Raw genomic sequence first — 24,573 nt, 5'->3', positions numbered from 1 at the left:
ATGAAAAAGATCGTTTTGCTCCTCTGTTTGGCCGGCCTTGAATACACCTCCGCCGTCGCCCAGTATCCACCGCCCCAATATGTCGGCATCCCCAGAAATGTCTTTAATTTCTATGCCGCCAGACAAGTCGAGGACGAATGGTGCTGGGCCGCGTCTATTCAAATGATACTCAACTACTATGGCGTTTCTATTACCCAGGCGGACATCGCCGCGCGGACCTTCGGCCTGGACGAAAACGGAAATATCGTCAATTCGGGGGCGTCGCCGGACGTCATCAACGCCAACCTGAATAACTGGAGCATCGACCACCAAGGCCGCCGTTATGTCGTCCGGTCGTCCTACGTCCCGGGAGCGCCCGCCCCATCGGACCTGTTGGGTTGGTTGTCCAACAGGAGACCCCTGCTCATCACCTATGCCAATGAAACCACTTCGGGTCACGCCATCGTGCTCACCGGCTGCAGCTTCTATCCCACCGTGGCGGGCCCCAACATCCAATCGCTCATATTCAGGGACCCCTGGCCAAGCGACGAAAATGTCGCCAATGCCGGGCGGGTGGAGTACCCGGCCCCTTTCGCCCAGGACATTACCGGGTGCTGGTTCGTGACGGTCAGTTATTACTAAAAGCTGGAATCCGGCAAAAACCCCTACCTTTGTGCCCCAGTTTTAAAAAATATGGCTACAATAACGCGCGAGAACATCGGTTTGCTGAATGACAAACTGACCGTCAAAGTGGAAAAGGAAGACTACCTTTCTTCGTTTGAAAAAACACTGAAGCAGTATAGCAAATCGGCAAACATACCCGGCTTTCGCAAGGGGATGGTTCCGGCCGGTGTGATCAAAAGGATGCATGGCCCCGCGATCTTCAAGGACGAGGTGGTCAAGTCCGTCGAAAAGGAATTGGGGCGTTTCATCTCGGAAGAAAAGCCCGATATTTTTGCCCAGCCGCTTCCGCTGGAAACGGACGTGCCTTCCCTCGACATGAACCAGCCCGCCGGATATACGTTCCAGTTTGAAATCGGGCTCAAGCCGAACCCGTCGATCGACCTGGGCAGCATCAAGGCGACCCGCTACGAGATCAACGTCACCGACGAGATGATCGAGGCGGAAGTCGACCGGCTCCGGAACCGTTTTGGCAAGGTGACCGATAAAGAAGAGGCAGATACGGAAGAAGACATCCTTACCCTGACCTTTGTGGAAAGCGATGCCGAAGGCAACCCGCTGGAAGACGCGCCCTCCAAGACGAACTCTCTCCTGGTAAAATATTTTGCCGACACCACCCAGGCGCTGGGCAAACGCGCAGGCGACAAAATGGTGCTGCAACTGGGCAAGGCTTTCGAGGACAAGGAAAGGGAATGGCTGGTCAAGGACCTCAACCTGAACCCTGACGACCCTGCAGAGCTGGAACGCTTTTTCGCCGTCACGGTCGACAAGGTGGGCCTGCTCCAAAAGCGCGACCTGGGTGAAGAATTCTATAACGAAGTGTATCCCGGGCAAGGCATTGCGACCGAAGCCGCCTTCCGCGAAAAGATCGTTTCCGAGATCCGCCTGTACTGGGAAAGGCAAACCAAAGATTTCCTCCACCACGAGCTGTACCACCAGCTCCTGGACAAGACCCACTTCGACCTCCCGGAAGCCTTCCTGAAACGCTGGCTCCAGGTGGGCGGTGAAAAACCGAAAACCGCCGATGAAGTGGAGGAAGAGTTCCCGACCTTCCGCTCCCAACTGCGCTGGACCCTGATCAGCGACCAGTTGATCCGTCAAAACCAACTGGACGTAACCCCGGATGAGCTGCGGGAATACATGCGCCAGCAGGTCCTCGGGTACTTCGGCCAGATGAACCTGGGGGACGGCAATACCGAATGGATCGACAGCTATGTCGACCGGATGACCAAGGACGAGCAGCAGGTCGAAAGCGCCTACCGCCGGATCGTCACCGAAAAGATGTTCAACTGGGCGGAAGACAAGGTAAGCGTTTCCCCCAAGGCGATCTCCTTTGAGGAGTTTTCGGAGATGCAGCATGCGCATAGCCACGAGCACTAGGCAGCGCCTCATATAACTAAAGGGCAGCCCCGATGGGCTGCCTTTTTTTGTGGCCCGCCGGCCGGTGCGGCGCCATTTTGGCGGATTTTAACCTTAGCACAGATTTTGGGCTCAAGAGCCTATATTTGATGAACTTTAACTTGACAAGCGTATGGACTTTGGTAAAGAATTCGACCGGTACGCAGTAAAACACCAGGGCATCTCCAGTGCCACCCTGCACAACTACCGGACACATTTTCCGACAAACCTTACCCCTTATATCATAGAGGAAAGGCCCCTGAATGTAGCCTCCATGGACGTTTTCTCCCGGTTGATGATGGACCGCATCATCTTCTTAGGCGAAGGCATCAATGACTACGTAGCCAATATCGTGACCGCGCAGCTGTTGTTCCTGGACTCCACCGACCGGAGCCGGGACATCCAGATGTACATCAATAGCCCCGGCGGGGCCGTGTATGCCGGTCTTGGTATTTATGACACGATGCAATTCGTCACCCCGGACGTAGCCACCATTTGTACGGGTATTGCGGCGTCGATGGCCGCGGTGCTGATGCTGGCCGGTGTTTCGGGTAAGCGCTCTGCACTCAAACACTCCCGGATCATGCTCCACCAACCTTCGGCGGGCGCGGGCGGACAGGCTTCGGACATCGAGATCACCGTCAACGAGGTGCGTAAGATCAAACAGGAGCTGTACGAAGTGATCGCCTACCACACCAACCAGGACGTGGAAAAGATCGCCAAGGACTGCGACCGCGACTACTGGATGAGCGCACAGGAGGCAAAAGCCTATGGGATCGTGGACGAGGTGCTTTTCGTGAACCCCAAAAAACCGAAAAAAGATGCTTAGGTACAGACTCCCGATACGACTGGACGACGAAGAAGAAAACCCGAAGGAGATCGAGAACCCCATGGAGAAGATGGTCTCCTCCTGGCAGTTCGACAAGAAATTTATCGAGCAGCGCAAAATATTCCTGTGGGGTGTCGTCGATGACAAAAGTGCTAAGGACATCACTGCCAGGTTGTTGTACCTGGATGCCCTGGACCCCAAAAAGGAGATCCAGTTTTACATCAACAGCCCCGGCGGTATGGTGACCAGCGGTATGGTGATCTATGACACCATGCAGATGATCTCCTCGCCCGTCAGCACGATTTGTATGGGGATGGCCGCTTCGATGGGGTCCATCCTCCTGAGCGGGGGCAAAAAAGGCCGCCGCTTTATCTTCCCGCACGGGGAAGTCATGATCCACCAGCCTAGCGGTGGGGGTCAGGGTACGTCCGCCGACCTGGAAATCATGGCCGAACAGATGCGGAAGACAAAGCTGCTGGGGGCCGAAATCCTGGCCAAAAACTGTGGAAAAACCACCGAACAGATCCTAAAGGACTTCGACCGCGACTACTGGATGGACGCCAAGGAGTCGGTCGCCTACGGGATCGTCGACGGGACCATGGAAAAATTATAGGGAGAAGCCAACGGCAACAGGCCGTTCAGCGTATTTAACTAAAGAAAAACCGCTCCACGGGGCGGTTTTTCGTACTTTTACAGACGGAATTATTTCCTCACTTATCTTAGGAAAACATGGCAAAGCAACCCACCCTACACTGCTCCTTTTGCGGGCGCAGCAGGGACGAAGTGAAGATCTTGATCGCCGGGCAGGAAGCGCACATCTGCGAGAATTGCGTAGACCATGCCCAGGAGATCATTTCCCAGGAATTGTTGATCCGGAATGACCAATACCCCTCCAACTACAAATTGTCCGTCAAAAAACCCGCGGAGCTAAAGCGTTTCCTGGACGAATATGTCATTGGCCAGGACGAAGCCAAAAAAGTGCTCGCCGTAGCTGTGTACAACCACTACAAACGGTTGAACCAGGGGCAAAAGGTGGAGAACGACGTGGAGATCGAGAAGAGCAATATTGTCATGGTGGGCGAAACAGGTACGGGTAAGACCCTCCTGGCCAAAACCATCGCAAAGCTGCTCAACGTCCCCTTCACCATCGTCGACGCGACGGTCTTTACGGAAGCGGGGTATGTGGGCGAGGACGTGGAAAGCATCCTGACCCGTTTGCTCCAGGTGTGTAACTACGACGTACCGGCTGCAGAGAAAGGCATCGTATACATCGACGAGATCGACAAGATCGCGCGCAAGGGGGACAATCCCTCCATCACCCGGGACGTCAGCGGTGAAGGCGTACAACAGGGTTTGCTCAAACTCCTGGAAGGGACAGAGGTCCTGGTACCCCCGCAAGGCGGACGCAAACACCCTGAGCAAAAGCTCATCAAGGTCAATACCCAGAACATTCTCTTTATCTGCGGGGGGGCCTTCGACGGCATCGACAAGGTCATCGCGCGACGCATCAATACCCATGCCATCGGGTTCAACGTCAATAAGGAAATGCAAGAGCACCAGCGCAGGAACCTGCTGCAGTTCGTCAACGCGCAAGACCTCAAAGGGTTCGGGCTCATCCCCGAGCTGCTGGGCCGTTTGCCCGTGGTCACCTACCTCACCCCCCTGGACGCAACGACCCTGCGCTCCATCCTCGTAGAGCCGAAAAACGCGTTGATGAAACAGTACAAAAAGCTGTTCGAGATGGAAGGCATAGACCTGGTCGTAGAAGAAGACGTCCTCGACTTCATGGTCTCAAAGGCCATCGAGTACAAACTCGGCGCCCGCGGCCTGCGGAGCATCTGCGAGGGGATCCTCACCGACGCCATGTTCGAGTTGCCGGGCACATCGGAGACGCGCTTCAACCTGACGCTGGAATATGCACAGCACAAGTTTGAAAAGAACGGAAGGAATTTCCTGAAAGTCGCGTAATTTGGCAACAAACACCTCTTATGCAAGAACTCATTGATCGCCTCACGGAAAAGGCCGGCATCACCGCCGAACAAGCCCAGCATGCCCTCGAAGTCGTGAAGGACTTCGTCAAGGAAAAGTTCCCCATGCTCGAAGGAGCCGTGGAGAACATCTTCAATGAAGGCAAGGCCAAGGGGGAAGACCTTTTGGACGGGCTGAAGGATAAGATGGGCAGCTTTTTTAGTTAAAAGGGGGCTCACGCCCCCTTTTTTATTTCGCGCGCTATCACAATCTTCTGTATCTCCGATGTGCCCTCGCCTATCGTGCACAACTTACTGTCGCGATAAAATTTCTCCACCGGAAAGTCTTTGGTGTACCCATACCCCCCGAATATCTGCACTGCATCGGTGGCCACCCGGACACACACCTCGCTGGCGTAATACTTCGCCATAGCCGCCTCCTTTGTCATCGGCAGACCGCGATCCTTGAGGGAAGCCGCCTGCAGTGTCAGGAGCTCGGCGGCGGCAATCTCCGTAGCCATGTCGGCCAGCTTGAAAGAGATCGCCTGGAAAGATGAGATGGGTTTGCCAAACTGGTGGCGCTCGGAAGCATACTTGACCGAGGCTTCGTAGGCCCCCTTGGCAATGCCGAGGGAGAGCGCCGCAATGGAAATGCGCCCCCCGTCCAGCACCTTCATCGCCTGGTAGAAGCCTTCGCCGACGCCGCCAAGCCTTTGTGTATCGGGAATCCGGCAATTGTCAAAAATCATTTCGGCGGTTTCGGAGGCGCGCATCCCCAGCTTGTTTTCCTTTTTCCCACCGGAAAAACCCTTTGTCCCGCGTTCGACGACAAAGGCGGTGCTGTTTTCGCGAGCCCCGGGTTCACCGGTTCTGGCAATGACGACCGCCACGTGTCCGCTGGCGCCGTGGGTGATCCAGCACTTGGTCCCGTTCAGGACCCAGTCGTTCCCTTCCCGGACAGCGGTGCACCGCATATTCCCGGCGTCGCTGCCGGTTCCCGGTTCGGTCAGCCCCCAGGCGCCCAGCCACTGGCCGCTGGCGAGCAAGGGGAGGTAGCGTTTCTTTTGCTCCTCGCTGCCAAAAAGATTGATGTGGCCGGTACATAATGAATTGTGGGCCGCCAGGCTTAGCCCGATCGAGCCGCAGACCTTGGCGATCTCCTGTATGACCGCTACATAATCGACATACGTCAGACCGGCGCCCCCATAGGCTTCGGACACGGTGACGCCCATCAGCCCCAGCGCACCGAGCGCGGGGAAAAGGTCCTTTGGAAAGGTCTGTGCCTCGTCCCATTCCATGACGTGGGGCAGGATACGGGTCCGCGCGAAATCCCTGGCGCTTTGCGCCACTTGAAGCGTCCATTCGGGTGTTGAGAAGTCCATACCCCCAAATTACTAACATTTGTTAGTGTCACCAAATTTTGTGGATAAAATCCGCTACGCGGCCCTACAGGGCAATTTGTAACCCGTCATACGCCAGTGCCCGCCCCGGCGGTAACTCCGCGGATACCTCCGCATGTAGTCCTAACTGATGGCTGATGTGCGTGAAATAGGCCTGTTCAACGCCAAGCTCGTCGGCCAGGTGGATCGCTTCGGCAAGGGTAAAATGGGAGATGTGGCTTTCGCGGCGAAGGGCATTCAGGACGAGCACCTTGCTCCCGCGGATCTTCTCGCGTTCGGCCTCTTCGATGCGGTTCGCATCGGTGATGTACGTGAAATCGCCAATGCGGAAACCGTAGACGGGCATCTTGTAGTGCCAGACCTGGATAGGGATAAAGGTGAGCTCCCGGACGTCGAAGGGCCGGTCGTCGATGGTATGGAGGATGATCTCGGGAACACCGGGATACCGTTTATCGGCAAACGCATAGGCGAACTCCCGTTTTAGGGTTTCCTCCGTCATGGCGTTGGCATAGACGTGCATGGGTGCATGCATAAAAAAGTTGAAGGCCCGCACGTCGTCCAGACCGGCGATGTGGTCTTTGTGGGGATGGGTAAACACGACGGCGTTCAGCGAAGTCAACCCGATCCGGAGCATCTGCGTGCGAAAATCCGGGGTCGTGTCGATGACGATCGAGGTGTCTTCCGTCTGGAGCAGGATGCTGCTCCGGAGCCGCTTGTCCATCGGATCGGGGGAATGGCAGACGTTGCAGGGGCAGGCGATCATCGGCACACCCGTGGAGGTGCCCGTACCGAGAAAAGTAACCGTCATTGCTCCGCGTGCTTGGTCATGACCTCGTCGTACATCTTCTGGCTATCGGTGGTGAGCAGTTCGTACGTGATGGTCAGTTGGGGGATGAGTTCGATCAGGGTATTGATCTTTCCTTCGACGTCGAGGAATTTGTTCAGCACCACCACCCTTTTTTGCTCCAGGATGCAATACCCGCTTTGGAAATTGCCCCGTTCATAGCGCAGGATGTAGGACGCTTCGTCCAGGATCTTTTCTATCCGGTTCAAGGTCGCCTGATTGTACCGCATGCTACAAAATTAAGGATTATTGGGCTTGCTGGACATCCGCACCACCGGCACGATCATTTCCTCCAGGCTGACCCCGCCGTGTTGGAAGGTGTTGCGGTAGTAATTGGCGTAGTGGTTATAGTTGTTGGGGTAGCACAGAAAGCTGTCTTCCCGGGCAAAAATATAGGATGAGTTGAGGTTGGGGGCGGGCAGCCCGGCTTCCCGGGGGTCCTTGAAAGCCAGCACTTCCTTCGGGTCGTAGTTGAGGTTCCGCCCGTGTTTGTACCGGAGGTTGGTCGTCGTCTGCCGGTCCCCCACGACCTTGACGGGGGTTTTCACCCGGACGCTGCCGTGGTCGGTCGCCAGGATGAGGTGGTATTTCCGGTCGGCGATCTTTTTCAGCGCCTGGTAAAGGGGGGAATGCTCGAACCAACTGGCCGTGATCGAGCGGTAGGAAACTTCGTCCGCCGCCAGTTCCTTTAGCACCTCCATTTCCGTCCGGGCATGGCTTAGCATGTCAACGAAGTTGTAGATCACGATGCTGAGCGGATATTGGAGCAGGTTGTGGATATTGTCCACGAGGCGTTGCCCGTCCTGGTAGTGCAGCACCTTGGTATAGCTGAAGCGGATATCTTCCCGCCGGAGGGCCTTTAGTTGCAACCGGAACAGCTCTTCTTCATAGGCGTTTTTGGAACCCTCGTCTTCCTCGCTTTTCCAAAGGGAGGGATGGCGCTTCTCGATGTCCACCGGCAACAGACCGGCAAAAATGGCGTTCCGCGCATATTGGGTGGCGGTGGGCAGGATGGAATAGAAAGTATCTTCCTCTACCAGCCGGAGGATCTCTGCAAAAAAGGGCTGGAGCACCTTCCACTGATCGTAGCGCAGGTTGTCGATGAGCACCAGGAGGGTGGGGGTTTCCTTGTCGAGGTGCGGCAGGACCTTCCGGCGGATCAGGTTATGACTCATGACGGGCCCATCCTCTCGCCCCTTGATCCAGGAGAGGTAGTTCCGGGTGATGTATTTGGAAAACTCCGTATTCGCTTCCTGCTTTTGGGTCTGAAAAACCTCCTGCATCTCCGGGCTGTCGCTTTTCTTCATCTCCAGCTCCCAAAAGGTGAGCTTTTTGTAGATCTCCATCCACTCGTTGTAGTCAGGATTGCTGTTGAGCGCGATAAAAAGATTCCGGAATTGCTGTTGATAGGCCGCGGTGGTTTTCTCCGCCACCAGGCGTTTGTTGTCGAGGATCTTCTTCAGGCTTAGCAGCACCTGGTTGGGGTTCACGGGTTTGATCAGGTAGTCGCTGATCTGGGAACCGATGGCCTCGTCCATGACGTTCTCGGTCTCGTTCTTGGTGATCATCACGACGGGAATGTGCCGGTTGACTTCCTTTATTTTAGAGAGGGTTTCCAGACCGGTGATCCCCGGCATGCTCTCGTCGAGCAAAACGACGTCGGGCGTATTTTCTTTTACGAAGTCGATGGCGTCGAAGCCGTTGGTGAGCGTGTGGACCAGGTAACCCTTATTTTCCAGGAATAATTTTTGAGACTGTAAGCTTTCTATTTCATCGTCCACCCAAAGTATGGTCGCTATCATACGATCAATCTACAATTTAAAATCTGCATGGGGAAATATAATTTACCTTTACCGGATGCGGAAAATCATCAACGACCCCGTCTACGGTTTTATTACCATCGATCACCCGTTGATCTTTTCCATCCTCAATCATCCCTGGTACCAACGACTCCGGCGGATACAGCAAATGGCCCTGGCGAGCCTGGTGTATCCGGGAGCGGTGCACACCCGCTTTCACCATTCATTGGGCGCTTACCACCTGATGCATTGCGCCCTTACGGAACTCCGCAACAAAGGCGTGGACATCAGTCCGGAAGAGGAGCTCGCGGCAAAGGTGGGTATCTTGCTGCACGACATCGGCCACGGTCCGTTCAGCCACGCCCTGGAACACGTCCTGATCGAGGGCGCCAGCCATGAATCCATTTCCCGGATGATCATGCAACGGCTGAACGAGGATTTTAACGGTTCTTTAGATTTAACCATTTTAATTTTCAACGGTCAATACCCGAAGCGTTTTTTGCACCAGCTGATCTCCGGGCAACTGGATGTGGATAGAATGGACTATTTGACAAGGGACAGTTTTTTCACCGGGGTATCGGAAGGGGTGATCGGGTACGATCGTATCCTCAAGATGCTCACGGTCCACGAGGGAGAGCTGATGGTGGAGGAAAAAGGAATCTATTCGATCGAAAAGTTCCTGGTGGCGCGCCGGTTGATGTACTGGCAGGTTTACCTGCACAAGACCGTCCTCAGCGCAGAGCAGATGTTGGTCAGGATCCTGACCCGGGCCAAAGAGCTGGTGGCGTCGGGGGCACTCCGGCCCGATCCGGAGGTCCCGTTGTATGGTTTCCTGGAGGGTATGAAAACGTTGGACCTCGACCGGTTTTGCCGGTTGGATGACTCGGATGTGGAAGGGTTGTTAAAACGCTGGCGGTTTCACCCGGACAGGGTCCTATCCACCCTGTCCAGTTGGCTGATTGACAGGCGTTTATTAAAGATCCGGCTGGGCGCGTCGCCGTATGGCGTCACCGAGTTGGGTGAGATGAAGGAGGCGGTGGCACGGAACTTGGGCATCACCGAAAGGGAGGCGGGTTTCTTTGTTTTTGAGGGGACGGCGTCCAACAGCACCTATGACGCCCGGGATGAAATGATCCGGGTCCTTTTTAAGACCGGAGAGGTCAGGGACATCTCAGGAGTCGACAACGCCCTTATTCATCAAACTTTAGCAACCCCTGTAAAAAAATTCTACTTTTGCTACCCAAGATGACGGGCTGGAGGACCAGTCCCCCCAAAATGGACGCTTCAAATAAATTTAGAATATTTACGTTATTTTAGAATCAAATCCGATCGCGAGGATAAACACGGAACTATGCAATTTTCAGCTGCGCAGATCGCGCTCCTCATACAGGGTAAAATTGACGGCAATCCCGATGCCGTGGTGGAATCTTTCGGCAAGATCGAAGAAGCCCGGAGCGGGCAGCTGACCTTCCTGGCGAATCCGAAATACGAGGACTACCTATATACCACCGAAGCGTCCGTGGTGATCATCAACGCCGCGCAGGAACTCCGCCAGATCGTAAAATCGACGCTGATCCGGGTACCGGATGCGTACTCCGCCTTTGCCACCCTGCTGGCCAAATACCAGGAGATCCAGAACCAACAGATGGTCGGCATACAACAACCGAGCTTTATTTCCGACAAGGCCACCCTCGGCATGCACGTGTTCGTCGGTGCTTTTTCCTATATCTCCGACCACGTTACCATCGGGAAGAATGTAAAAATCTATCCCCATGTATTTTTGGGTCAGGGGGTCATCATCGGGGACAACACGATCCTCTACCCCGGCGTCCGGATCTATCATGGTTGTAAGGTGGGGGAAAACGTCACCATCCATGCCGGCACGGTGATCGGCGGGGACGGTTTCGGTTTCGCCCCCCAGGCGGACGGTACGTTCAAAAAAGTACCCCAGATCGGGAATGTGGTCATAGAAGATAATGTCGAAATCGGCTCGAACGCCACCATCGACCGCGCCACCATCGGCAGCACCATCATCCACCGGGGCGCCAAGCTGGACAACCTCATCCAGATCGCCCACAACGCGGAGATCGGGGAAAATACGGTCATCGCCGCCCAAACCGGCGTATCCGGAAGCACCAAGATCGGCAAGAACGTAATGATGGGTGGACAGGCCGGTATCGTAGGCCATATCACCATCGCCGACGGGACCCGCATCAATGCCCAAAGCGGGGTCACGAAGTCGGTCAAATCCCCCAATTCCGCCATCTCCGGGTCACCCGCGTTCGACTACACGAGCACCCTCCGGAGCCAGGCCATCTTCCGGAACCTGCCGGAACTGGAAAAACGGATTGCCGACCTGGAGCACGCGCTCAGGCAACTCCTGGCGGAAAAAGAAAGTATCTCTTGAATCCCCGGAGATTAGCCAGTTTTTCCTACTTTCGTGCCCATGGAAAGCACGAACGGGGCTAGTCAGCACTTTCAGCACACGATTAAAGAGAGGATTACCATTTCAGGCGTAGGCATTCATACAGGGAAATTTGTTAATATGACCCTTGTTCCTGCTGATCCGGGCCATGGCGTGGTTTTTAAACGGACGGACCTCCCGGGGGGCCCCACGGTAAAGGCGGATTGTGATTATGTCGTCGATACGACCCGTTGCACGGCTTTGGAACACAACGGGGCACGGGTATCTACCGTGGAACACCTGATGGCGGCCCTTTTTGGGACACAGGTGGACAACGTCCTGGTGGAGCTCGACGGACCGGAAATTCCCATCCTGGACGGGAGCGCCAAGCCGTTTGTGGAAGCGCTGGAACTGGTGGGGCTGGAAAAACAAAATGCACGCAAAGTCTACTACTCGATCGAGAATAATATTTCATTCGTAGACGACCAGAAGAAGGTAGAGATGGTGGCTATGCCCTACAACGAATTCAGGGTAAACGCCCTGATCGACTTCAATAGCCCCGTCCTGGGGACCCAGCACGCCGCCCTCAGGCACGTGGGCGATTTCAATACCGAGATCGCACCCTGCCGCACTTTCTCTTTTTTCCATGAACTCGAATTCCTTTTTGAAAATAACCTGATCAAGGGAGGAGACATCAACAACGCCATCGTTGTGGTGGATCGTCCTGTCACCCCCGGCCAACTGGAAAAGCTGGCCAAGGTATTCAACAGGGAAAGCATTTCGGTCAACAGCGGGGGCTACCTCAACAACCTGGAACTCCGCTTCCCGACGGAACCCGCCCGGCACAAGCTCCTCGACGTCGTGGGCGACCTGGCCCTGGTGGGTTTCCCCTTCAAGGCCCACATCATCGCCAACCGGCCCGGGCACTCTTCCAACGTGGCTTTTGCCAGGAAGATCAAGGAGCACATCAAGAAAAACAAATTCAAGGCGGGTATTCCCTCCTATGACCCCAATAAAACCCCGGTGTTCGACATCCACCGGATCGAAAAAATATTACCCCACCGCTACCCTTTTCTGCTGATCGACAAGGTCATAGAGATGACGTCCCAGCACGTGATCGCCGTCAAGAACGTGACCTACAACGAGGCCTTCTTCCAGGGGCATTTCCCCGGCAACTGCGTGGTGCCGGGCGTTTTGCAAGTGGAAGCCCTGGCCCAGGCCGGGGGCATACTGGCCATCCCGAAAGACAATCCCGAAGACCACTATGAAACCTACTTTCTAAAAATCGACAACTGCCGCTTCAAACAAAAGGTCGTTCCCGGGGACACGATGATCCTCAAGATGGAACTGACCGCACCTATTCGGCGCGGCATTTGCGAGATGAAAGGAACCATTTACGTGGGCAACAAGGTGGTCACCGAAGCAGACCTGGTAGCTCAAATTGTAAAAAGTACAAAGTAACATGATCAGCCCGTTAGCCCAAGTACACCCCAATGCGAAAATAAGCCCGAACGTAAAGATCGATGCGTTTGCGGTAGTGGAAGAGAACGTTGAAATCGGGGAAGGTAGTCATATCATGTCGCACGCCATCATCATGGATGGCGCGCGGATCGGCAAGGATTGCAAGATATTCCCCGGGGCGGTGATCAGCGCCGTGCCCCAGGACCTCAAATTTGTCGGCGAAGAAACCCTGGCCATCATTGGCGACCATACGACCATCCGGGAGTGCGTGACCATCAACCGGGGCACCGTCGACAAGTGGAAAACCGTGGTCGGCAGCCACTGCCTGCTCATGGCCTACGTGCACGTCGCCCACGACTGTATCATCGGCAACCACGTCATCCTTGTCAACGGCGTTACCCTGGCCGGACACATCACGGTGGACGACTACGCCATCATCAACGGCCTGACCGGCGTACAACAATTCATCCACATCGGCGCGCATTCTTACATCGGTGGGCAAAGCTCCATCCGCAAGGACGTGCCGCCTTTCGTCAAGGCCGCCCGCGAGCCCCTCAGCTATGCCGGCATCAACAAGGTAGGCCTCGTCCGCCGCGGCTTCAGCAAGGAAGCCCTGGAAGAAATATCCAACATTTACCACATCCTTTTCATACAAGGGCATACAACATCCACCGCCCTGAGCGTCATCAAAGAAAGAATCCCCGACACCCCCATCCGGGCAAACATCATTTCCTTCATCGAAAACTCGAAAGCCGGCATCATCCGACGGTATATCAAAGAGAGCGCCGATGAGGATATCACTCTCTGATATAGGAAAACGCTACAACCGCGACTGGATCTTCCGCCGGTGCACCTATACCTTTTCCCCCGGCGTCGCCTACGCCATCACCGGGCCAAACGGCTCGGGTAAGTCGACGTTGCTCCAGATCCTGGCGGGGGTGCTCGTGCCCAGCGAAGGGACCATCTTATGGGAGGTGGCTGCGCCAGACGGCAGCCCTTCTCCGCCCGCCGCCGTCGCGCCCGACCGCGTCTTCGAGCACATCGCGCTGGCGGCCCCCTACCTGGAGGTGATCGAGGAAATGACCCTGATCGAATTCCTGACGTTCCATGGCGGCTTTAAATCCTGGCGCCCGGGTGTGACGCCTTCTTTGATCATTACCGAGCTTGGGCTGGAGGCGGCGCGGGACAAACAGATACGCTATTTCTCCAGCGGCATGAAGCAGCGCGTCAAGCTCGCCCAGGCGATCTTCTCCGACACGTTCGCGCTGTTGCTCGACGAGCCTTGCACCAACTTCGACCAGGCGGGGTACGACTTATACCACCGGCTGATCGCAACCCACGGGGCGGGGCGTACGATTATCGTCAGCAGCAACGATCCGGATGAATACGATTTCTGCACGCAGGTGATGTCGATCGCCGGGTTCAAGACTAGCGCTGGCTCGCGATGAGCAGGTTCAGGTCGGTGTACTTGAGGTCAAACCTTTGGCTGAGATGAAAATTCGTCAGCGACCCCTTGAACAGATAAATCCCGCTGCGGATCGACACCTTGTGCCAGACGAGGCTTTCGAATCCCCCGCTCTCCGCCGCTTCCAATAACAAGGGCATGAGGACGTTGGAAATCGCCTGGCTGGCCGTACGGGCAAAGCCGGACGGGATATTGGGGACGCAATAGTGGATGACCCCGTGTTTGATAAAGATCGGGCTTTCCAGGGAAGTGATCTCGGAGGTTTCGAAACAGCCGCCGCGGTCGATGCTCACGTCGACGACGACACTGCCCTGGCGCATCTGCGAGACCATTTCCTCGGTGACGACGATGGGCGTCCTGCCCCCACCGGAGGACAACGCCCCTACCGCCACGTCGCAGGTTTTGAGCTGTTTGGCAAGGATTTTTGGTTCGATCACGGAGGTAAAAAGCCGGGACCCGATATTGTTCTGCAGCCGTTTGAGGCGGTAGATGCTGTTGTCAAAAATCTTTACGCTGCTTCCCATGGCCATGGCCGTACGGGCCGCAAATTCCCCTACGATGCCCGCGCCTAAGATGATGACCTTTGTCGGCGGGATACCGGAAATCCCTCCCAAGAGCACGCCCTTGCCGTTGTTGGCATTGCTGAGGTACTGCCCGGCGATGAGCATCACGGCACTCCCGGCGATCTCGCTCATGGAGCGGACAATGGGATAGTTGCCGGAGTCGTCTTTGAGGTTCTCGAAAGAAAGGGCGGTGATGCGTTTGGCCATCATCTTTTCGAGGATCTCACACTTCATGACGGCCAGGTGGATGGGAGAAATGATGACCTGGCCGGCTTTGAGGCATTCCAGTTCGGGTTCGCCGACGGGGGCGCTTTTGATGAGCACGTCGCTTTGATAAACTTCCTTTTTGTCATACGCGATCTTCGCCCCCGCGTCGCTGTATTCCATGTCGGAATAGTGGGCGCCTTCGGCAGCCTTGTATTCCATGACGACCTTGTGTCCGTTGGACACCAGGACGCTCACGGCCTCCGGTGTCAGGGGAACACGGTTTTCATTGAACCAGTTTTCCTTGGGTATACCAATATGCAAGGAGGTTCCCTTGGGTTTGACGTCCAGGGTTTCCTCCAGGGTTTCGTAGGTGAATGAAGTCGCCAAAAAGGGCTTCTTGACAGGCATAGTCGTGCAACGATTAAATGGGATGGTAAATATACAAAATGCGCGTCAGACCTTCAACCGCCGTGTTTCGGGGTCCACCACCTCCAGCCAGGCGTGGACGGTTCCCTCCGGGAGCAGGCCGGGCGCCCGCTCCGGCCACTCCACCAAACACGTCTTCCCCGAATACAGGTATTCCTCCATCCCCGCCTGTAACGCCTCTTCCTCCCCCTTTAACCGGTACCAGTCCATGTGATAGATCCCCTCACCTGCCCGGGTCCGGTATTCGTTGACCAGGGCAAAGGTCGGACTGGACACATGGCCATCCACCCCCAGGGCTTCGCAAAAGGCATGGGTGAACGTTGTCTTACCGGCCCCCATCTCGCCGTGCAGGGCGATGACGCAAGGCACGCCGACCGTGTCGAGTAAGCGGGAAGCCGCCTGGGGTAATTCCTCCAGGGAATAGACTATATCCATCCCACAAAGATGGTAACTTTATGCCGATGAACGTCACCGCCTTTATGATCGCCTTTGACGATCAATACCAGGAGCTTATCTTTCCCGTTGCCCCCCAGGAGCTGCGCGCCGGCGACCTGGTGTTGCTGAAAGCGGGTGAGGTCGTACCCGCGGATTGCAAGCTGCTCACGGGAGAGATCCTGGTCGGGGAAACCGTCCGGACCCCTCCCCAGGTCGTGGAAAAAGGGGGATTGATACAAAGCGGGACCGCCAAAGCCTATGTCTACGCCGCTTGATGTCCTGAAAACGTATTGGGGTTTCGAGGGCTTCCGCCCCCTCCAGGAGGAAGTCATCACACCGCTGCTGGAAGGCAAGGACGTCCTTGCCCTGCTGGCGACAGGGAGCGGCAAGTCTCTTTGTTACCAGGTACCGGCGCTTTGTTTGCCCGGTCTTTGCCTGGTCGTCAGTCCCCTGATCGCCCTCATGAAAGACCAGGTGGACGCCCTCCTGGAGAGGGGGATCCCGGCGGGCGCCCTCTACACGGGTATGACCTGGCAGGAAAGCGAAGCCCTTCTCCAGCGCGCCCTGAGGGGACAGATCAAGCTGTTGTACGTCTCCCCCGAACGCCTGGAAACCCAGGCGCTGGCCAGCTACCTGCCCGGTCTGGATATCCGCCTGGTGGCCGTCGACGAAGCGCACTGCGTATCGGAGTGGGGACACGACTTCAGACCGGCTTACCGCAGGATCGCCGACATCAGGGAAGCGCTCCCCGGTGTTCCTTTTCTCGCCCTGACCGCCACGGCTACGCCCGAGGTCAAGACGGATATTGTCCAACAACTGGAACTGCGGTTCGCCGAAATCATCGAAGGACCGCTGCTGCGGCCCCGGCTGTCGCTACAGGTGCGGTCTTCCGGAGACAAAACCGGGGAACTGTTGCGTTTCCTGTCCGCCACCCCCGGGACCGGCATCGTCTATTGCCGGAACCGCCGGACCACCGAAGACCTCGCGTCCTTTCTACGGTCGCGGGCGGTTAGCGCCGCCCCTTACCATGGCGGTATGGGCCCGGAAGCAAGGTCAGCCGCCCAGGACGACTGGATGTCGGGACACACAAGAATCATGGTCGCTACCAATGCTTTCGGGATGGGGATCGACAAACCCGACGTCCGCTGTGTCGCCCACTTCGATGCCCCGGATTGTATCGAAAATTATTACCAGGAAGCGGGCCGCGCGGGCAGGGATGGCCACCCGGCCGTGGCACTCCTGTTATATGGAGCCTCCGACCTGCGTACGCTCGAAGCCTTGCCGGGTCAGCGCTTTCCGCCGGAAGAAGCGGTCCGGGAGGTCTACCGGGACCTGGTACACTACCTGCAGATCCCCGCCGAAAGCGGAGACATGGAGTGGTACGACTTTTCACTGGATACATTTCTCCAGCGCTTCAAACGGGGCGCCGGTCTTACCCTGAACGCCCTGAAGGTGCTGGAACAGGAAGAGCTCCTGCTATATGCCGACCGCGTCCGCCGGCCGGCGCTTTGCGAGTTCAGCCTGGCGGCCAGGGCCCTCGAAGGGTTGGAAGACCCGCTGATCGACACGATGCTCCGGAACTACCCGGGGATCCTGCACTATCCCACCCGCATATCCGAACACCGTCTGGCACGGCTCACCCGCCAGGATGAGGCCATGGTGACCCAGCGGCTTCAGGGGCTGGACCGCGCCGGCATCCTATCCTATACCCCCGCGGTCAACGGTCCCCAGGTCCGGCTGCTCCAGCCCAGGGTTCGCATGGAAGACCTCCGGATCGACAGCCGGCGTCTGGAAACGCTCAGGCAGACGTATGCCCGGCGGTTGTCCAGGATGGCGGCATACCTGCAGCAAGAGGGCGAATGCAGGGCGCAGTGGATCAATGATTATTTTGGTTTACCAAAGGGCCCCAGGTGCGGAATATGCGACCAGTGTGGTCTTATAGTTCCTCCTCCCGCTCCAGCATGAGGATGGCCCCCTGGGGCACGATGAAATATTTTTCCCCGTCATACACCACCTCCGTGGCACCGTTCACGAGGAAGATGGCAAGGTCGCCTTCCCGCGCCTGCAGCGGCACATACTTGACTTGTTCTTCTTCCCCTTTCCAGGGCTCGTTCTCCACCGGCATGGGAATGGCATAGCCCGGACCGGTTTTGATCACATAGCCTTGTTGTACTTTTTCCTTTTCCTGTACCCCAGGTGGGAGATACAAACCGCTTTCCGTGCGTTCGTCGGGCTTGGTGGGCCGGATCAACACCCGGTCTCCTATTACGATGAGCGTCTTTAGTGTCATAGCCAACAAAAATACGGCGGCCGCGCGTTTTCTCAGAAAAACGGAATAATTTTAAGATACTTTAAATCAGAAGTATATGGATGCTACAAGACCCAAGATCTTACTCGTGGAAGATGACAACAACTTAGGAATGGTTTTGAAGAATTACCTGGAGCTGAACGATTACGACGTGACGCTGGAACGGGACGGCATTTTGGGGCTGGCGGCTTTCCGTAGGGAAAAGTTCGAGCTGTGTCTCCTGGATGTGATGATGCCAAACATGGACGGCTTTACGCTCGCAGAGGAGATCAGGGACGTCGACCCGGATATTCCTCTTTTTTTCCTCAGCGCAAAAACGATGAAGGAAGACATCATCAATGGCTATAAGCTGGGCGCCGACGACTACATCACAAAACCCTTCGACAGCGAAGTGCTGCTCCTGAAGATAAAAGCCATCCTGAAGCGGAACGAGGAAATGAATAAGACGGGCGAGGTGACCGAGTATGACCTGGGCCGTTACCATTTCAACCCCAAGCTCCGCGAACTGTCGATCAACGGCAAGACGCAAACGCTCTCTCCCAAAGAAAACGAGCTGTTGAAAATGCTGTCGGAATTCAAGAACGACCTGCTACCCCGCGAACAGGCCCTGAAACGGATCTGGGGCAGCGACACCTATTTCAACGGCCGGAGCATGGACGTGTACATTGCCAAGCTGCGGAAATACCTCAAGGAAGACGAGACCATCGAGATCGTGAACATTCACGGGAACGGCTTCCGGCTCGTCGTACCGGCCTGAGAAAAGGTCTCGTTGCACGCGGCAATATAGTCCAGCACTGCCTTCCGGCCAGTCCGTTTTACGGCGGAGGTAACAAAGTGCGGGGGTAAGAATTCCCATTCCTTGCGCATCTCGTTGAGGAACGCCCGGACGTTGGCGGCTACTTCTTTTTGCGTGCTTTTATCCGACTTTGTAAAAATCAAGGCAAAAGGAACTTCCCATTCGCCCAGACGCGCGATGAACTCCAGGTCGATGGCCTGGGGTTCATGGCGGCTGTCTATAAGAACGAACAGCGCGCCCAGGGTCTCCCGTTTACGAACGTATTCCTCGATCATCTTTTCCCACTGCTTCCGCTGGCTCTGCGACACCTTTGCAAAACCATACCCCGGGAGATCCACCATGTACCAGTTGGCGTATGGAGGAGTGCTTTGCACGGTGAAGTGATTGATCAACCGGGTTTTCCCGGGGCTGGAACTGATCTTTGCCAGGTTCTCCCGGTTGCACAACAGGTTCAGCACAGAAGACTTCCCCACATTGCTTCGGCCGATAAAGGCATACTCCGGCCGGTCCGGTTTCGGGCAGTCTGCCAGCGTGGGGCTGGAGATCAGATAGTCCGCTTTCACTATTTCCATAGTGCAATTTACTGTAATTTCGCGCCATGACATCCTACAGGCATGACCGGGTCGTCCCCTACGATGATTCAAGGTTGAGTAAGACAGCGCAGGTGGCCTCCATGTTTGATGACATTGCGTCCCGGTACGACTTCCTGAACCGTTTTTTGTCAGGAGGGATCGACCTCTGGTGGCGGAAAAAGGCGATCCGTGAGCTCAGGGGCTGTGCCCGGGGCCATTTTCTCGACGTCGCCACCGGCACAGGGGACATGGCGGTCATGACCTACCGCCGCCTCGCTCCCCGGCAGATCACCGGTATCGACATATCCGAGGGCATGCTGGAACTGGGCAGACGCAAGATCGAACGCCAGCAGCTCACCGGCCATATCACGCTCAGCCCCGGTGACAGCGGACATATCCCTTTCCCGGACGATTCCTTTGACGCCGCGACGGTAGCCTTCGGTGTCCGGAACTTCGAATACCTGGACCAGGGCCTGGCCGAGATCCGGAGGGTGCTCCGTCCCGGCGGCAAGCTGGTCGTCCTGGAATTCTCCCAACCCAAAGGGCTGACCGGCAAGCTGTACCGCTGGTATATGCGGCGGATCTGTCCCCTGCTCGTCTCCCTTGTCAGCCGGAACCGGAAAGCGTACCTGTACTTAGGGGATTCCATACAGGCCTTTCCCGAAGGCGACCGCTTCGTGTCCGTCCTGGACAAGGTCGGGTTCCGCGAAACCCGCGCGCGAGCCATGACCTTTGGCATTTGCAGCATTTATATCGGGCTGAAATGACAATAAACCGTCCGTCCGGACGTTTGGATAAGATGCCTTTTATGCTTCGGAATATCCTATTGACCACCCTGGGCTGCTTGTGCATCTGGAACGGGCTTCACGCCCAGCTTTTCGAGCCCAATATGCCGGATCACGATTCCAAACCCTACTATTTCGGGATCACCCTTTCCTATAATACCGCCCACTTCAAGGCCGCCTCTTCTCCCCGAATGATGAATTACGACAGCGTCCTCCTTGCCCAAGCCAAAAGCGTGGGTGGGTTCGGCCTGGGTCTGCTGGGGACGCTCAAACTCATCCCGCACTTTGAGCTGCGTTTCAACCCTCAGCTTATTTTTGCCAACAGGGATATTGCCTACCACATCAAATACCCGGTCTATCCCGAGGACAGCACGTCCATCAAACAGGTGCAGTCCGCCCTTTTGTCCTTCCCCCTTGACCTCAAGTTCCTCTCGGACCGGATCGGAAACTTCCGGGTCTATACCTTCGTGGGTCTCAAATGGGACTATGACCTGGCCAGCAACTCGGCCAACCGCAAGGTGGAAGACCTCGTCAAAGTCAAACCCAGCGACGCCGGCTTCAACCTCGGCTTCGGCGTCAACTTCTTTTTCCCCAGCTTCATCTTCTCCCCCGAAATCCGCTTCACCAACGGGTTCGGGAACGTCCTCTCCCAAGACCCCACGAATAAATACTCCAACGTGATCGAGTCCCTCAAGACGCGCATGGTCATGTTCTGCATTCATCTCGAAGGGTAAGATTCCGGTTCCTCCCGGTTTCTCGCGACCCCTTCCCATCGAACCTTTACCGTATTTCGGCACCTGTCGCCCTTTCGCACACCTGGCGCCCCGCCCCTAGGCGCGTGCGCCAGCCCGAGGGGGGGTATGTCCATTTACCTCTTTTCCTCAGGTAACCTAAACGTTTTGAGATCGTTCGAATCACCTGAGGAAAAGAGGTAAATGGACATACCCCCCCTCGGGCTGGCGCGGAGTGTTTAGGGGCAGAGGGTAGAGGTCTCGAAGCACCAGTGTCCTGGAGGGCATTTTATATTATCTTGCAGGGCATGGAGAAATACCTAATCAAGAACATTCAGATCGTCAATGAAGGGAAAATCGTCGCGGGTGATGTGTTGATCGAAGGGGACCGGATTGCGAAGATTGCGCCGGGCATACAGACGACGGGCGCGGTAACCGAAATAGACGGAAGCGGGAAGCATCTCCTTCCGGGGGTGATCGACGACCAGGTGCACTTCAGGGAACCGGGTCTCACGCATAAGGCGACGATATACACGGAATCGAGGGCCGCGGTGGCCGGGGGGATCACCAGTTTTATGGAGATGCCCAATACGATACCGAACGCGTTGACGCAGGAGTTGCTGGAGGATAAGTATGCGCTGGGGGCGGCCCATTCGCTGGCGAACTATTCTTTTTTCATGGGCGTCAGCAACGACAACGCAGACGAAGTTCTCCGGACCAACGACAAGCGCCGCGACGTTTGCGGGATCAAGATATTTATGGGGTCGTCTACCGGGAATATGCTGGTGGACAATTACCTGACGTTGGACAAGCTGTTCAGGGAAAGTGAAGTGCTCATTGCGACGCATTGCGAGGACGAGAAGATCATTCGCGAGAATTATGCGCGGATTTCCGCCGAAAAGGAAGGTCATTTGGACGCGGCGGACCATCCGCGGATCAGGGATGAGGAAGCGTGTTTTTCCTCCTCCTTTACGGCGGTTCAGTTTGCAAAAAAATACACCAGCCGGTTGCACATCCTGCACATCAGCACGGCCCGGGAGCTCCAGTTGTTTACCAACATGATACCCCTGGCGGAAAAGCGGATCACGGCGGAGGTTTGCGTACACCACCTTCACTTCAGCGCGGACGACTATGCGCGCCTGGGCTACCAGATCAAGTGCAACCCGGCCATCAAGGCGCCCCACAACAGGGAGGCGCTGTGGGAGGCCCTCTTGGACGACCGCCTGGACGTCATCGCCACGGACCACGCCCCGCATACCTGGGCGGAGAAACAACCACCTTACGAAAAGGCCCATTCGGGGCTGCCCCTGGTCCAGCATTCCCTGCCCCTGATGCTCCATGAACACAAGGCGGGTAAGATCAGTCTCGAAACGATCGCCCGCAAAATGAGCCACGCGGTGGCCGACTGCTTCCAGATCGCGGAGCGAGGCTATATCCGGGAAGGGTATAAGGCCGACCTGGTCATCGTCGACCTGGCCGGCACCACACCGGTGCATAAGGACAATATCCTGTACAAATGCGGCTGGAGTCCCCTGGAAGGAGAGACCCTGGGGGGGGCCGTTAGCCAAACTTTTGTTAATGGGCGTCTGATCTATGACAATTTTTATGGAAAAATGCTCCTCCATGACTCTTATAGAGGGGAGCGGTTGTCGTTCTCCCGCTAAAACAGACGCCAATGGAAATCGATGCCACGACCTACAAGGATCTTTCCGTTTTCAGCACCGATGGGGAAGATTCCGTTTTTCAAAAAATCAACTTCACCCGCACCACCGGGGGAAGGGACGAACTGGAGAACCTCCTCCGCCATCCCCACCACGACCTGGACAATATCCAGGCTACGCAGGACACCCTTCGCTGGATCCTGGAAAGGGAAGACGCCTGGCCTGCCGTTATCACCAACGGCACCCTGATGGTCATCGAGAAGTACTACACCTATAATTTCGACACAATTCCGCACTCCAGCTCCCCCGTGGATGCGCTGGCCTACAAGCTTTTTCACGGACCGGACTATTCCATGGTACGCTACTCGGCGGGGCACTTCCTGGATTTTTTCCGGGGCGTCGACCACCTCCTCGGGACCTTTTCCGGCGACGCTGCGCCCCGGTTGTTCCGCGAACTCCTGGCAGAGGTCAGGCACCGCCTCGACCACGAGGACATCCACAAGGCACTCGCTGCGGGGAGCGTGGAGAATATGAACCGGCAGGACGTCCTGTCCTTCGGGCACTTCCTGCTGTACCGGTACAAACACCAGATGCTGGACCTGCTCCGTTTATACCACCGCCTGGACGCATACTACGGTATGGCCAAGGCGGTCCGGGTGCTGGGGCTTCACTTCCCGCAGGTCCGCCGCCAGGACACCCCGGTCGTCAAGGCGCGCGGGTTGTTCCACCTCCTCCTCGCGAGCCCGGTGCCGTACGACTTTCAGCTGGACCAGGCCAACAACTTTCTTTTTCTTACGGGTGCCAATATGGGGGGGAAAAGTACGTTTATCCGTGCCATCGGCATTAGCGTCTACCTGGCGCACCTGGGTATGGGCGTCCCGGCCGAGGCCATGGAGTTGTCCCTTTTCGACGGGTTGTTGAGCAACATCCAGGTGCAAGACAATATCCTCAAGGGCGAAAGCTATTTCTTCAACGAGGTCCAGCGCATCAAGAATACGGTACTCAAGGTCTCCGACGGCAAAAAGTGGCTCATCCTCATCGACGAGCTGTTCAAGGGCACCAACATCGAGGACGCCATGAACTGTTCCACTGCAGTGATCAAGGGACTTGTCAAGGTCGACACCTCCCTTTTCGTCCTGTCGACTCACCTGTACGAAATCGGCGCTACGCTGGCGGTTTACCCCAACATCGCCTTCCGCTTTTTCGAAACCGAGGTCAACGGGGACCAGCTTCATTTCAGTTACCGGCTAAAGGAAGGGATCAGCAACGACCGGATCGGCTACCTCATCCTTAAACGCGAAAAGGTGACCGCGCTACTGGAAGCATTGCCCGGCAAACCCCCTTCCGATGGATAACGCTGCCATCATATTTGTACTTTTTATCCGCGCAGGGTTTGCCTTTTCGGCCGTGGTCCTGTTGCTGTCTTACTGGTGGGTACCCCGTTTGCGCCCCTCCGTGCCGGCGTTGTCCCAGGCGGCTTGCGGGCTGGTCGGATTTTATGCATTGTGCGCCGCCATGCTGGGCGCCGTGTCGCTCGTCCGGGCACACGCGTTACCCTGGACCTTCGTCTGGAAACAACTCGTGCCGCTCCTGGCGATCGCCGTTCTTTACCTGACCATCCGGAAACGCCCCTTATGGCTGTTGATTCCGTTTGCCCTCCTGATCAATATCTCCCTTTTCCGTACCGCATTTTCCGGGCAGCCGGAGGGCAACGACCAACTGCTCCTGCAACTTTGGTCCGTAAAGCCGTATATCCTGCTGCTCATGGGTCTCCTCTACCTCCTCCTGGTTTTTGTCTTTTATCTCTTAGGTATCTGGCTCCGGCGGATACTACAAGAGGGTGAGGCTAAGTAAAACCCAGT

At 56.3% G+C, this 24,573-nt stretch carries 27 protein-coding genes; 19 read left to right on the top strand and 8 right to left on the bottom strand.

Annotation, left to right across the window (positions count from 1 at the left end):
* The 6 genes from EDB95_RS05995 to EDB95_RS05970 all read left to right on the top strand — a co-directional run bounded on the left by EDB95_RS05995 (window position 1) and on the right by EDB95_RS05970 (window position 5,082).
* Window positions 1-621 carry a papain-like cysteine protease family protein gene (locus EDB95_RS05995; protein ID WP_133991557.1) on the top strand — a complete coding sequence of 207 codons (621 nt, stop codon included), beginning with the start codon at window positions 1-3 and terminating at the stop codon, window positions 619-621.
* Window positions 622-672: 51 nt separating this feature from the next.
* Window positions 673-2,040, top strand: a complete 1,368-nt coding sequence (locus tag EDB95_RS05990) for a trigger factor (RefSeq protein WP_133991555.1) — start codon at window positions 673-675, stop codon at window positions 2,038-2,040.
* Window positions 2,041-2,191: 151 nt separating this feature from the next.
* Complete coding sequence (locus tag EDB95_RS05985; RefSeq protein WP_133991553.1) at window positions 2,192-2,887, top strand: ClpP family protease; 696 nt, start codon at window positions 2,192-2,194, stop codon at window positions 2,885-2,887.
* Window positions 2,880-3,500 carry a ClpP family protease gene (locus tag EDB95_RS05980; RefSeq protein WP_133991551.1) on the top strand — a complete coding sequence of 207 codons (621 nt, stop codon included), beginning with the start codon at window positions 2,880-2,882 and terminating at the stop codon, window positions 3,498-3,500. Before EDB95_RS05985 ends, EDB95_RS05980 begins: the two co-directional genes overlap by 8 nt.
* A gap of 116 nt (window positions 3,501-3,616) precedes the next feature.
* A complete protein-coding gene (gene clpX, locus EDB95_RS05975; RefSeq protein WP_133991549.1) occupies window positions 3,617-4,855 on the top strand; it encodes an ATP-dependent Clp protease ATP-binding subunit ClpX in 1,239 nt (412 codons plus the stop codon).
* A 20-nt stretch (window positions 4,856-4,875) separates the two neighbouring features.
* A complete protein-coding gene (locus EDB95_RS05970) occupies window positions 4,876-5,082 on the top strand; it encodes a hypothetical protein (RefSeq protein ID WP_133991547.1) in 207 nt (68 codons plus the stop codon).
* A gap of 8 nt (window positions 5,083-5,090) precedes the next feature.
* On the opposite strand, the gene EDB95_RS05965 is transcribed toward EDB95_RS05970, so the two are convergent.
* The 4 genes from EDB95_RS05965 to porX all read right to left on the bottom strand — a co-directional run bounded on the left by EDB95_RS05965 (window position 5,091) and on the right by porX (window position 8,900).
* On the bottom strand, window positions 5,091-6,236 hold the full coding sequence (locus EDB95_RS05965) for an acyl-CoA dehydrogenase family protein (RefSeq protein ID WP_133991545.1): 1,146 nt from the start codon (window positions 6,234-6,236) through the stop codon (window positions 5,091-5,093).
* 64 nt (window positions 6,237-6,300) lie between these two features.
* On the bottom strand, window positions 6,301-7,062 hold the full coding sequence (locus EDB95_RS05960; RefSeq protein WP_133991543.1) for an MBL fold metallo-hydrolase: 762 nt from the start codon (window positions 7,060-7,062) through the stop codon (window positions 6,301-6,303).
* Complete coding sequence (locus EDB95_RS05955) at window positions 7,059-7,328, bottom strand: hypothetical protein (RefSeq protein ID WP_133991541.1); 270 nt, start codon at window positions 7,326-7,328, stop codon at window positions 7,059-7,061. The genes EDB95_RS05960 and EDB95_RS05955 overlap by 4 nt, the downstream gene beginning before the upstream one ends.
* Window positions 7,329-7,337: 9 nt before the next feature.
* Window positions 7,338-8,900: a T9SS response regulator signal transducer PorX gene (gene porX, locus EDB95_RS05950; RefSeq protein ID WP_133991539.1), complete on the bottom strand. Its 1,563-nt coding sequence runs from the start codon at window positions 8,898-8,900 to the stop codon at window positions 7,338-7,340.
* 55 nt (window positions 8,901-8,955) lie between these two features.
* Here porX and EDB95_RS05945 point away from each other — a divergent pair, with 55 nt between their 5' ends.
* The 5 genes from EDB95_RS05945 to EDB95_RS05925 all read left to right on the top strand — a co-directional run bounded on the left by EDB95_RS05945 (window position 8,956) and on the right by EDB95_RS05925 (window position 14,210).
* Window positions 8,956-10,146, top strand: a complete 1,191-nt coding sequence (locus EDB95_RS05945; RefSeq protein ID WP_133991537.1) for an HD domain-containing protein — start codon at window positions 8,956-8,958, stop codon at window positions 10,144-10,146.
* A gap of 102 nt (window positions 10,147-10,248) precedes the next feature.
* Complete coding sequence (lpxD, locus tag EDB95_RS05940; RefSeq protein ID WP_133991535.1) at window positions 10,249-11,304, top strand: UDP-3-O-(3-hydroxymyristoyl)glucosamine N-acyltransferase; 1,056 nt, start codon at window positions 10,249-10,251, stop codon at window positions 11,302-11,304.
* Window positions 11,305-11,343: 39 nt separating this feature from the next.
* A complete protein-coding gene (locus EDB95_RS05935; RefSeq protein WP_133991533.1) occupies window positions 11,344-12,762 on the top strand; it encodes a bifunctional UDP-3-O-[3-hydroxymyristoyl] N-acetylglucosamine deacetylase/3-hydroxyacyl-ACP dehydratase in 1,419 nt (472 codons plus the stop codon).
* Between the two features lies 1 nt (window position 12,763).
* Entirely contained in the window at window positions 12,764-13,570 is an 807-nt protein-coding gene (gene lpxA, locus EDB95_RS05930) for an acyl-ACP--UDP-N-acetylglucosamine O-acyltransferase (RefSeq protein ID WP_133991531.1), read from the top strand.
* Window positions 13,551-14,210, top strand: coding sequence for an ABC transporter ATP-binding protein (locus EDB95_RS05925; RefSeq protein ID WP_133991529.1), 660 nt, complete (start codon window positions 13,551-13,553; stop codon window positions 14,208-14,210). Before lpxA ends, EDB95_RS05925 begins: the two co-directional genes overlap by 20 nt.
* On the opposite strand, the gene EDB95_RS05920 is transcribed toward EDB95_RS05925, so the two are convergent.
* Window positions 14,191-15,405, bottom strand: coding sequence for an alanine dehydrogenase (locus EDB95_RS05920; protein WP_133991527.1), 1,215 nt, complete (start codon window positions 15,403-15,405; stop codon window positions 14,191-14,193). The two genes, EDB95_RS05925 and EDB95_RS05920, sit on opposite strands and share 20 nt — an antisense overlap.
* 45 nt (window positions 15,406-15,450) lie before the next feature.
* Entirely contained in the window at window positions 15,451-15,858 is a 408-nt protein-coding gene (gene tsaE, locus EDB95_RS05915) for a tRNA (adenosine(37)-N6)-threonylcarbamoyltransferase complex ATPase subunit type 1 TsaE (RefSeq protein WP_133991525.1), read from the bottom strand.
* Between the two features lie 26 nt (window positions 15,859-15,884).
* Between tsaE and EDB95_RS05910 the strand changes: the two genes are divergently transcribed.
* Together EDB95_RS05910 and EDB95_RS05905 are read left to right on the top strand one after the other, a co-directional pair.
* On the top strand, window positions 15,885-16,133 hold the full coding sequence (locus EDB95_RS05910) for a P-type ATPase (protein ID WP_162852491.1): 249 nt from the start codon (window positions 15,885-15,887) through the stop codon (window positions 16,131-16,133).
* A complete protein-coding gene (locus EDB95_RS05905; protein WP_133991521.1) occupies window positions 16,117-17,823 on the top strand; it encodes a RecQ family ATP-dependent DNA helicase in 1,707 nt (568 codons plus the stop codon). The genes EDB95_RS05910 and EDB95_RS05905 overlap by 17 nt, the downstream gene beginning before the upstream one ends.
* Here the strand turns inward: EDB95_RS05905 and EDB95_RS05900 are convergent.
* Window positions 17,795-18,148 carry a co-chaperone GroES gene (locus EDB95_RS05900; protein ID WP_133991519.1) on the bottom strand — a complete coding sequence of 118 codons (354 nt, stop codon included), beginning with the start codon at window positions 18,146-18,148 and terminating at the stop codon, window positions 17,795-17,797. The genes EDB95_RS05905 and EDB95_RS05900 overlap by 29 nt on opposite strands.
* A gap of 76 nt (window positions 18,149-18,224) precedes the next feature.
* Between EDB95_RS05900 and EDB95_RS05895 the strand changes: the two genes are divergently transcribed.
* A complete protein-coding gene (locus tag EDB95_RS05895; RefSeq protein WP_133991517.1) occupies window positions 18,225-18,923 on the top strand; it encodes a response regulator transcription factor in 699 nt (232 codons plus the stop codon).
* Here EDB95_RS05895 and yihA read toward each other — a convergent pair.
* On the bottom strand, window positions 18,887-19,534 hold the full coding sequence (yihA, locus tag EDB95_RS05890; protein ID WP_133991515.1) for a ribosome biogenesis GTP-binding protein YihA/YsxC: 648 nt from the start codon (window positions 19,532-19,534) through the stop codon (window positions 18,887-18,889). The two genes, EDB95_RS05895 and yihA, sit on opposite strands and share 37 nt — an antisense overlap.
* A 26-nt stretch (window positions 19,535-19,560) precedes the next feature.
* Here yihA and ubiE point away from each other — a divergent pair, with 26 nt between their 5' ends.
* The 5 genes from ubiE to EDB95_RS05865 all read left to right on the top strand — a co-directional run bounded on the left by ubiE (window position 19,561) and on the right by EDB95_RS05865 (window position 24,565).
* Entirely contained in the window at window positions 19,561-20,301 is a 741-nt protein-coding gene (ubiE, locus tag EDB95_RS05885; protein ID WP_133991513.1) for a bifunctional demethylmenaquinone methyltransferase/2-methoxy-6-polyprenyl-1,4-benzoquinol methylase UbiE, read from the top strand.
* Between the two features lie 41 nt (window positions 20,302-20,342).
* Complete coding sequence (porT, locus tag EDB95_RS05880) at window positions 20,343-21,053, top strand: type IX secretion/gliding motility protein PorT/SprT (protein ID WP_133991511.1); 711 nt, start codon at window positions 20,343-20,345, stop codon at window positions 21,051-21,053.
* Between the two features lie 305 nt (window positions 21,054-21,358).
* Window positions 21,359-22,714, top strand: a complete 1,356-nt coding sequence (locus EDB95_RS05875; protein WP_133991509.1) for a dihydroorotase — start codon at window positions 21,359-21,361, stop codon at window positions 22,712-22,714.
* Between the two features lie 11 nt (window positions 22,715-22,725).
* Window positions 22,726-24,066: a MutS-related protein gene (locus EDB95_RS05870; protein WP_133991507.1), complete on the top strand. Its 1,341-nt coding sequence runs from the start codon at window positions 22,726-22,728 to the stop codon at window positions 24,064-24,066.
* Window positions 24,059-24,565: a hypothetical protein gene (locus EDB95_RS05865; RefSeq protein WP_133991505.1), complete on the top strand. Its 507-nt coding sequence runs from the start codon at window positions 24,059-24,061 to the stop codon at window positions 24,563-24,565. The genes EDB95_RS05870 and EDB95_RS05865 overlap by 8 nt, the downstream gene beginning before the upstream one ends.
* The last annotated feature ends 8 nt before the right edge of the window (window positions 24,566-24,573 follow it).

Source organism: Dinghuibacter silviterrae, from assembly GCF_004366355.1.
In the GTDB taxonomy this organism is placed as follows: domain Bacteria; phylum Bacteroidota; class Bacteroidia; order Chitinophagales; family Chitinophagaceae; genus Dinghuibacter; species Dinghuibacter silviterrae.
This window is presented reverse-complemented; position numbering and strand designations above follow the sequence as displayed.